The organism is Gilliamella bombi, from assembly GCF_900103255.1.
Lineage (GTDB): Bacteria > Pseudomonadota > Gammaproteobacteria > Enterobacterales > Orbaceae > Gilliamella > Gilliamella bombi.
The window spans coordinates 1-3,321 of the sequence record NZ_FMWS01000047.1 but is presented as its reverse complement, the minus strand read 5'-3'; the positions used below and the strand labels follow the sequence as shown (position 1 = coordinate 3,321).

General features: G+C 48.3%; 2 rRNA genes. Both read left to right on the top strand.

Features of this window, described 5'->3' with window-relative positions:
- Positions 1-198: 198 nt before the first annotated feature.
- Positions 199-3,033: ribosomal RNA gene (locus tag B9N71_RS09050) — 23S ribosomal RNA — on the top strand.
- A gap of 164 nt (positions 3,034-3,197) precedes the next feature.
- Positions 3,198-3,313 (top strand): 5S ribosomal RNA (gene rrf, locus B9N71_RS09045).
- The last annotated feature ends 8 nt before the right edge of the window (positions 3,314-3,321 follow it).

Below are 3,321 nucleotides of genomic sequence, written 5' to 3'. Positions count from 1 at the left end.
TTAAGTGAATAGAAAGATAAAGCTCTTTAACAATTAGGAACAAGCTGAAAGAAACGAGTTCTCGTTTTTACGAAAGGCTTTTGATTATAGATTGAGTTAAAGTTTATTGAACTTTAATTGAACAATCTATAAATAAAAAGAGAATAAGTAAGAAAGAGAAGAAAGCGTAATTTAAACCAAGACAACTGTGAGTTGTAAGGTTAAGAAATTAAGCGTACACGGTGGATGCCTAGGCAATCAGAGGCGAAGAAGGACGTGTTAATCTGCGAAAAGCGACGGTAAGCTGATAAAAAGCGTAATAGCCGTCGATGTCCGAATGGGGAAACCCAGTGTAGGAAACTACACTATCATCTAATGAATTCATAGTTAGATGAGGCGAACCGGGAGAACTGAAACATCTAAGTACCCCGAGGAAAAGAAATCAACCGAGATTCCCTGAGTAGCGGCGAGCGAAAGGGGAGGAGCCCAAGCGGGTAGCATAAAGTATTAGTGGAAGCGTCTGGAAAGTCGCACGATAGAGGGTGAAAGTCCCGTACACGAAGGTACGTTATGTGGAAGCTTATAGAGTAGGGCGGGACACGTGATATCCTGTCTGAAGAAGGGGGGACCATCCTCCAAGGCTAAATACTCCTGATTGACCGATAGTGAACCAGTACCGTGAGGGAAAGGCGAAAAGAACCCCGGGAGGGGAGTGAAATAGACCCTGAAACCGTGTACGTACAATCAGTGGGAGCTGTTACCTATTGGGTAATAGTGACTGCGTACCTTTTGTATAATGGGTCAGCGACTTATATTCTGTAGCGAGGTTAACCGAATAGGGGAGCCGAAGGGAAACCGAGTATTAACTGTGCGTTAAGTTGCAGGGTATAGACCCGAAACCCGGTGATCTAGCCATGGGCAGGTTGAAGGTTGGTTAACACTAACTGGAGGACCGAACCGACTAATGTTGAAAAATTAGCGGATGACCTGTGGCTGGGGGTGAAAGGCCAATCAAACCGGGAGATAGCTGGTTCTCCCCGAAAGCTATTTAGGTAGCGCCTCATGAGTGACTGTTGGGGGTAGAGCACTGTTTCGGCTAGGGGGCCATCCCGGCTTACCAACCCGATGCAAACTCCGAATACTGACAAGTTGAATCATGGGAGACACACGGCGGGTGCTAACGTTCGTCGTGAAGAGGGAAACAACCCAGACCGCCAGCTAAGGTCCCGAAGTCATAGTTAAGTGGGAAACGAAGTGGGAAGGCTTAGACAGCTAGGATGTTGGCTTAGAAGCAGCCATCATTTAAAGAAAGCGTAATAGCTCACTAGTCGAGTCGGCCTGCGCGGAAGATGTAACGGGGCTAAAACTATGCACCGAAGCTGCGGCAGTGCACGCAAGTGTATTGGGTAGGGGAGCGTTCTGTAAGCCGTAGAAGGTGTGTTGTGAGGCATGCTGGAGGTATCAGAAGTGCGAATGCTGACATAAGTAACGATAAAGCGGGTGAAAAGCCCGCTCGCCGGAAGACCAAGGGTTCCTGTCCAACGTTAATCGGGGCAGGGTGAGTCGACCCCTAAGGAGAGGCCGAAGGGCGTATCTGATGGGAAACGGGTTAATATTCCCGTACTGGCTATAACTGCGATGGGGTGACGAAGAAGGCTAGGTTTACCACCTATTGGATGGTGGGTTAAGCGTGTAGGGGTGTGATTAGGCAAATCCGGTCACTNNCCTCTAAGCTTCAGGTTATAGTTAATCGTACCCGAAACCGACACAGGTGGTCAGGTAGAGAATACTAAGGCGCTTGAGAGAACTCGGGTGAAGGAACTAGGCAAAATGGTGCCGTAACTTCGGGAGAAGGCACGCTGATGTGTAATTGAAATCCCATGCGGACGTAGGTGAAATCAGTCGAAGATACCAGCTGGCTGCAACTGTTTAATAAAAACACAGCACTGTGCAAACACGAAAGTGGACGTATACGGTGTGACGCCTGCCCGGTGCTGGAAGGTTAATTGATGGGGTTATGCTTATGCAGAAGCTCCTGATCGAAGCCCCAGTAAACGGCGGCCGTAACTATAACGGTCCTAAGGTAGCGAAATTCCTTGTCGGGTAAGTTCCGACCTGCACGAATGGCGTAATGATGGCCAGGCTGTCTCCACCCGAGACTCAGTGAAATTGAAATTGCCGTGAAGATGCGGTGTACCCGTGGCAAGACGGAAAGACCCCGTGAACCTTTACTATAGCTTGACAGTGAACATTGAGCCTTAATGTGTAGGATAGGTGGGAGGCAAAGAAGCATGCACGCCAGTGTGTGTGGAGTCGACCTTGAAATACCACCCTTTAATGTTTGATGTTCTAACCTATACTTTTGAATCGAGGTAAGGGACACTGTCTGGTGGGTAGTTTGACTGGGGCGGTCTCCTCCCAAAGAGTAACGGAGGAGCACGAAGGTTAGCTAATCCTGGTCGGACATCAGGAGGTTAGTGCAATGGCAAAAGCTAGCTTGACTGCGAGAGTGACGGCTCGAGCAGGTACGAAAGTAGGTCATAGTGATCCGGTGGTTCTGAATGGAAGGGCCATCGCTCAACGGATAAAAGGTACTCCGGGGATAACAGGCTGATACCGCCCAAGAGTTCATATCGACGGCGGTGTTTGGCACCTCGATGTCGGCTCATCACATCCTGGGGCTGAAGTAGGTCCCAAGGGTACGGCTGTTCGCCGTTTAAAGTGGTACGCGAGCTGGGTTTAGAACGTCGTGAGACAGTTCGGTCCCTATCTGCCATGGGCGTAGGAAAATTGAGAGGGTTTGCTTCTAGTACGAGAGGACCGAAGTGAACGCACCGCTGGTGTTCGGGTTGTGATGCCAATTGCATTGCCCGGTAGCTACGTGCGGAATAGATAAGTGCTGAAAGCATCTAAGCACGAAACTAGCCTCGAGATGAGTTTTCCCTGAAGAGATTCAGTAAGGTCCGTTTGAGACTAAGACGTAGATAGGTCAGGTGTGTAAGTGTAGTGATACATTGAGCTAACTGATACTAATGAACCGAGAGTCTTAACCTTACAACTCGGAGTTGTTTTGGGTTACGCAGAAGTTATTACTAGATGAGAAAATCATCGAAAAGAGAATAGAGATTGAAAAAACAGTTTGTTCCGGATTGAGAGATAAGTATTGATATGAGATAATGGTAGAAGATATCAATACTAATTGAAAGAGACAGGATATGTCTGGCGGTAATAGCGCGGTGGTCCCACCTGACCCCATGCCGAACTCAGAAGTGAAACGCCGTAGTGCCGATGGTAGTGTGGGTATTACCCATGTGAGAGTAGGGTGCCGCCAGACTTTTAAAT